The sequence below is a fragment of the Paenibacillus sp. OK076 genome (assembly GCF_900110055.1).
Taxonomy (GTDB): Bacteria; Bacillota; Bacilli; order Paenibacillales; family Paenibacillaceae; genus Paenibacillus.
In genome coordinates, this window is the sequence record NZ_FOCH01000016.1 from 1 (window position 1) to 6381 (window position 6381).

Annotated in this window: 7 protein-coding genes; all 7 read right to left on the reverse strand. The window is 34.0% G+C overall.

Annotated features, from left to right (window positions below; translation table 11 throughout):
- Positions 1–314 precede the first annotated feature (314 nt).
- Positions 315–800 (reverse strand): antitoxin YezG family protein, encoded by a 486-nt coding sequence (locus tag BMY78_RS32370; protein ID WP_090905551.1) that lies wholly within the window; start codon positions 798–800, stop codon positions 315–317.
- Positions 801–1433: 633 nt separating this feature from the next.
- Positions 1434–1931, reverse strand: coding sequence for an SMI1/KNR4 family protein (locus tag BMY78_RS32375; RefSeq protein WP_090905552.1), 498 nt, complete (start codon positions 1929–1931; stop codon positions 1434–1436).
- Positions 1932–1998: 67 nt separating this feature from the next.
- Positions 1999–2403, reverse strand: coding sequence for an SMI1/KNR4 family protein (locus BMY78_RS32380; protein WP_256222580.1), 405 nt, complete (start codon positions 2401–2403; stop codon positions 1999–2001).
- A 92-nt stretch (positions 2404–2495) separates the two neighbouring features.
- Entirely contained in the window at positions 2496–3035 is a 540-nt protein-coding gene (locus tag BMY78_RS32385) for a T6SS immunity protein Tdi1 domain-containing protein (protein WP_090905554.1), read from the reverse strand.
- A 458-nt stretch (positions 3036–3493) separates the two neighbouring features.
- The gene (locus BMY78_RS32390; protein ID WP_090905556.1) at positions 3494–3982 is read right to left on the reverse strand and encodes a hypothetical protein; all 489 of its coding nucleotides are present in this window, start codon (positions 3980–3982) and stop codon (positions 3494–3496) included.
- Positions 3983–4343: 361 nt separating this feature from the next.
- A complete protein-coding gene (locus tag BMY78_RS32395; protein ID WP_090905558.1) occupies positions 4344–5024 on the reverse strand; it encodes an Imm3 family immunity protein in 681 nt (226 codons plus the stop codon).
- Positions 5025–5036: 12 nt separating this feature from the next.
- Positions 5037–6381 (reverse strand): deaminase domain-containing protein (locus BMY78_RS33590; RefSeq protein ID WP_305729147.1); only part of this gene is annotated, 1345 nt, incomplete at its 5' end.

Sequence of the window (6381 nt, forward strand, 5' to 3'; positions counted from 1 at the left end):
GTAGCTTTAATCTGACCTGCCTTAAGTGATAGACTGCCACCCTGAATCGAGATGTTACCTGCACTCTGCATCACTACACCCTGATCATTCAGTGTGATGACAAGTCCAGTTCCAGCCTGTATGGTCACCTCATCCGATAACATACCAATCCATCTTCTTCTTACACTTACGATTGATTTAGGGCTATACTTTTGCGGGTAAATTTGATAAAAAGGCAAGAAAACGAAGATAACAAAAAAACAGGTAAATTATGGTGGTATATAACCAAAATCGACCTGTTACATATAACACGCTTGCTTTACACTAGGTTAATTCTACAGATATTTATTTTGACTATTTAAATAATTCTCTACAAACTGTTTATTCTTTTCTTTTTCAGGAAGCAAACCTAGATATTTATACTCAAAAATCATTTGTCTTTGAGTTGGGGTTACTGTTAAAGCTATTACATCTTCATAATCATAATGAATTTTCAACTTACCAGGATGCTTTAAAGTTAAGGTTAAATTTGTCCACGCCTCTTGATCATTGTCTATAAAAATTTGTCTTAATTTTTTAAATTTTGTTTGTAATTCTAATAATAAGCTATCATAAGTTTTTTCACTCAGTCTATATTTTTCAGGAATATCATGAGAGTATATAAACTCCTCATTCTCAGAAGTGTTGAAATAAAAGTATACCTCTCTGGATCCATCTAGTATTTCGGCGTACAAGTAAATCTCATTCCAGTTATCACTAGGTATCATACTTAGAATATGCTCTGCTTTCATGGGATAAAGCTGATCCATCTGTTGCTCCATTATTCCTCTAACCTCCAATTTGATTCTCTATTGTAATTTTCTTTGTCCTACTCCATCTATCGGGTACTCTACTATCAAACTATCATTGATTAAACACAGTTACATAAAAATTCAAAATATGGAGATCGTTCTATCACTAATTCTAGTACTTTTTTTCTATTTTCCACTTTGAACAAAACCTTCGTTTACCAAATATCAAAATTGCTGGGTTTGAATACCCATTTTCCTCCTTCATCCACAGTGCAATCACGAATAAAATGAAACAACAACATTACTGCCAATTCTAATCTAGTATAGTTGTTACAGTCTTCTGTTCAATATTCTCTAATATTACCTTTCTGCGTGTATTAAGATCATTAAATTGTTCAAAAGACAACTTATCCTTTAGTTGATGTAGACTCAAACCTTTTCATTCTTTTAACAAATACTCTTTAGATTTATGAAACCTGCCCAGTACTATTTCGGACATTCGTAAACATACTATGTCGAGGAACGGTGCGTGATCTTTCACGAGGAAATGACAATTTATTTAGAAGTCTGTTCTCACAAAAAGACCCATCCCATCTGAATGATTCTGATAGAATAGGCCTTATGATTTCAGCTTCTAATTATTGAAATTATTCACAATTATTCCTACGTCTGAGAAACAAATAAACTATCCAAAAGGTCAGTGAAACTTTTGGCGATCAGTCTGATATGTTCTTCCTCTAGAGGGAGTTTCTTTTCAATGTAATTGTCATAATCCATATCGAAATGATATACTCTCCCTTTATTAGGTCCTTCTACTACAATACACACTAAATTATTTCTCGGTGTCTCACCTATTGGATAATAAATTCTCGATAAAACATTTGTTTCTGTGTACAGGCGATACTTTTGTTCTGAATTATTATTTAAATTATGAGACAAAGGAAAAAACTTCAAAATAGAAGACTCTATTTCACCTTCTTTTTGGTCATCATTTGTAGTAAATCTCCTTCTAGCACCAGTGTTGCCACCATTCTGTAACATTAAAAATTTCTTATAGTCATCAGGGAAAGTCATATTATACTTTTTCTCGACTGTCTCAATCTCCTGGAGACTTACAGGAGGATATGAACTTTTTCTAATAATATTTTCATCTATATTCATACTTATTCTTATTCACCCACCTATCAAGAAAGTCAAAAAAATTCATCGCTGGCCTCATGTAATGTTTCTAAGAGCTCAGAAAAACTGTTACATACCTCTGTAATGGAATCCTCACCAAATTCTTCATTGTTAAGAAAAACAACTGAAGGTGAATTTTCACTTTTTCGGTAATCAAGCAAAGCTGATTGCCAAAAGGATCTGTTCCAAATGGAAATATCCCTTTTGGCATGAAATCACTTATAAATTCATAAACTACAACAATATTAGGCTCACTTGTAAAGCTTAGTAGATGGTCAAAAACTCCCTCTCCTCCATCATCATAGGAAAATATATTTGGTACAGGATGCCCACCATTATAGTTTTTAACACATTCTTTATAATCATCAGGAAAATGTATACCATATTTTATTTCAACCTTATTAATTATATCTTCACTAATATCTCCAACTGTACGTTTCCAAGTTATTCCCATTTTCCAATTAGCTTTTATATACTACTATAGATGTCCCGTATAGAAGATAATACCTACGGTTAAACATTTATATCGGTCTCCATTTTTTATTTTCATTCCATTAGTCCCATAAAATGATTGATTATATATATATGCTCAATAAATTTAACTTTTTTTAAATTCTCAACTTTCTCTGATCCACCTAACCCTAAAAGAGGCACATAGCCAAAACATTCCTCGTAAGCAGGCTCTCCATATTTTTCAAGCGCTTCAAGATAGGGAGACCAGTCAAGAGCTTTATTCAAAAAATATTCATCATTTATGTCCCCAAAAAAGTATCTGAAATTTTTCCCTATAACATTTACTTCATGCTTTCTGAAGTTAAGCGCCATTAAGTATCCATCTTCCCAAATCAATATATCTCCCATTGCTGTTGTAAATAGAGGAATTGCTAATTTTGCTCGACTGTAGGTATCCTGTAATAATTCTATATACTGATCAGGATTAATAATTCTCAAATATCCATCGGAAAGACTACCCAGTCCATATTCCTTCCATACTTCAATTAGTTGAATAGGTATTACAGATTGGTACTTCTCAATGACGTTTGTCGGCATGTTCTCTTTAAAAACAAAATTTGAAATGTTCACCATGTGTCCTTATACCTCCATTAGCCCATAAAACATTTTGACGCAATTTCTAATGTCATCTTTTTTCTGGAAATCAATATTAGAATAAATCTCACACTTATTCTATGAAAGACTCATGTTGGAATAAACATTGGTTTTTTTGTATATATCATGTCCTGTATAAAAATGGAATCTAAAGTAATTGATTTTTACTAAAACCTATACCCTTCATCCTCTTTAAAACCAATATTAATTCCTAATTTAGATTTTGGATCGGATTAAAAGCATATGGAGATTTTTTAAAAAATCATTTTATAGGTAGACGATATAAACTTAGATTAAAATTTGTTTAGTTTAATCTGGAGGCAACTTTCAAAATAAATCATTTCTTCTACATAAAACTGAATAGCAGTAACCTATCTCTTATTCTCTTTTAAAGCTTGATGTTAACACATATAGGCTACGATATCTTTGATCAGTAATTATAAGTTGTCTATATCGCATGGAGGTTTATTTAGAAATCTTTCATACCAACCTCCTAAAGGAAGATGACTTACCCCCACAATTTCTAACTCATTTACTCTAAACACGAATGCCCCCTTTCTTTCTAGGATTTTCAACAACGGTTCATACACGAAAATATACTTGGAGTGTTCGGGATGGTCCTCTACATATTTTCCCAACTTCAAGTAAAAATTTAAAAATAATTCTACACCAGAAAATTGATTCATATATTTTATTATTTCCTCATTGAAAAATAATTTAAAATCTATTAGTTCTCTAGTGTCACCTAAAAGACAAGATATATCAGTAAACTTAGGGGAAATGGGTGTTATATTTTCCACTTGAAAAAAAGAAGCCAATCTTCTGAAAAATTCATATCCTAATCTCTCATTCTCCTTAGAAATCACTGTTCCAACGGAACTCCAGTCAAGATTCCTAACCCTAGACACAACATCATTTAAAAGCATAACTTCACCTCAAATTCTCAGTATCCAATCTTTTTATCAACATTATTAGTCCAATCATCATATTTTTTTTGGTCAGTATATGTTGGAAAACTCTTTTAGGTTATAAAATTAAAGCATTTGATGTGCGTACAACCGAAATGAAGAAATCAATCTTTATACAGGTATTACATGAGTTATATGTGTTATTGGTTGAATGATGGGTTCATTCGGCACTGGGGGGGTGTTTTTGAAAAGCCGCCACTTAAATGATTATTTTTAGAATGGAGCGGCGAAAAAAAAGAAACCACAATACGGCGGTTAGCTCACATTGTGGTGATATTAGTAATATTGTGAGTAGATTGTTTTTATCAGAACCAGAATATTATTCTAATACATTCTTAACGGCTCTTGATAAATCTGTTAATTCATCTAAGCTAAGTTCCTCATTAATTGAATCCATTTTAAAACCACTTATTTCATCAATAATTTTTTTAGAAATAGTTTGATTATTCTTCAATAGTATTTCAGCCAAAGTAATATACACTGTAATTTTTACACTAGGAGTTCGATCGCACCCCCTCTTATATCTTGACAGCACCTGATCTATGATCTCATCTCTATCCATATTCTGGGCAACGAGCTCTAAATAGAAATTACTAACTGCATTCCTAATTTCCGTATAGTACCATCTCGCCTGATTACACGAATCGATAGGCATCAGTTTTAGCTTCTTTATTACCTCATCTTTACGAATTGATATTTCTTCAAATTGCTCTTGATTTAGTTGTCCATCTATTATTTGACTTCTAATTCTATTTAGATCTATTGACTCTAATTCATGTAAAAGAACTTGTTTTGTTTTATTGTAAATCCTTGGATTTTGCAATGAAAGCTCTGCATATAGAATATATATTAGCGCTCTTTCCATTTCATCAACAATATTTTCAGAATAAAATTCATTGAAAGTAATGTTGATTGCTTCATCGTGACTATAATATTCATTTTTGTACTTTTCCACATCCAAATAGAATTCATCTATTAAATCCTGATACTGCCATGTCATAAAAAACACCTCTTATTTTTTAGGAATTTTATTTCCATCATTATGAATTATCTCAATTATAATACCAGGATAATCCTTTTTAAAATCTCTAATATTTTTATTACAGCTCGCGCAAGTATCATTTTCTGTGAATAGTTTTATTTTTCCTGTTATATTTGGATTTGGTTCACCAAGTTGATTTGCCAAATCATTTATAATTTTATGCTCCGTATCACCATTTCTCGGTATAAGTTTACCAATACTATTAGTAGCATCTTCTGCTGGATATCTAATCTCACCTTGTGGTTTGAATGAAAAACCATCGTAATTCATTTCAGTTTGGTGTGGTGGCGGTGGTCCATCTACTTGACTGTGTGCATAGAATTCTTTTTTTATCCCTGAAATATCAACTTCCGCATATGCAAAGTTTGATCCACTCTTATTCAAAGCTCCATTAGATAATCTACTCTTCAACTCTGACACCCTTTGAATGATATGACCTTCAGCATCTGGATCGATTTGTCTTGTTGGAAACCAGTCTCTACCATCACCCGTCCCCTCAGCCTCTAAATCACTTTTTTGTCTTTCTTCCTCTTCCCGTTTACGTTTTTCCTCCTCTTTTTTCTTTTTATCATCTTTATCTTTTCCTTTTTTCTTCGATGAATCTTGTTTCCACTGATTATGACTGTTGGGAATCTGATTATCTTTCTTGTTAGTGCTAGATGAATTTGTTCCTTCACCCTCGCTCGACTTTTTCCCTGTACCTGTATTTGATCCTGTAGTATCCGGTTCTCCGGATGTTTGGGTCTTCTTACTGGTATTCGGAGTTGGATCCTCTTTCTTGCCACTGCCTGTTGAGCCTGTTCCTTCACCGTCGCCAGGCTTCTTCCCTGTACCTGAACTCGAACCCGTACTATCCGTTTCTCCGCTAGATTTGGACTTCTTACTGGTACTCGGTGTCTGACTCGTTTTCTTGCCACTGCTTGGCGAGTTTGTGCCTTCACCGTCGCTAGGTTTCTTCCCTGTACCTGGACTCGATGCAGTAGCATCCGTTTCACCTGACGATTGCGACTTCTTACTGCTGCTCGGGGTCTGATTCGGTTTCTTGCCATTGCTGGAGGAACTTGTTCCTCCCCCATCGCTTGGCTTATTCCCAGCATTCGAGCTTGCTTTCCCTCCAGAACCCACTTCCCCGCTACTACCCGACTCTTTGGGCTTTTTGTTTCCCAAGTCGCCCCAAGGCTGAAACCGGATGACCTGGCTCTCTTTATAATAATCGCTGGCGGCTTTAACAATCACATCTTTTGACTTTTTCACAAATGTCTTTGTTTTGCTTGTAGCCGGTTTGTCTGTCGTCGTTGTTCCTTTAGAAGCAGCA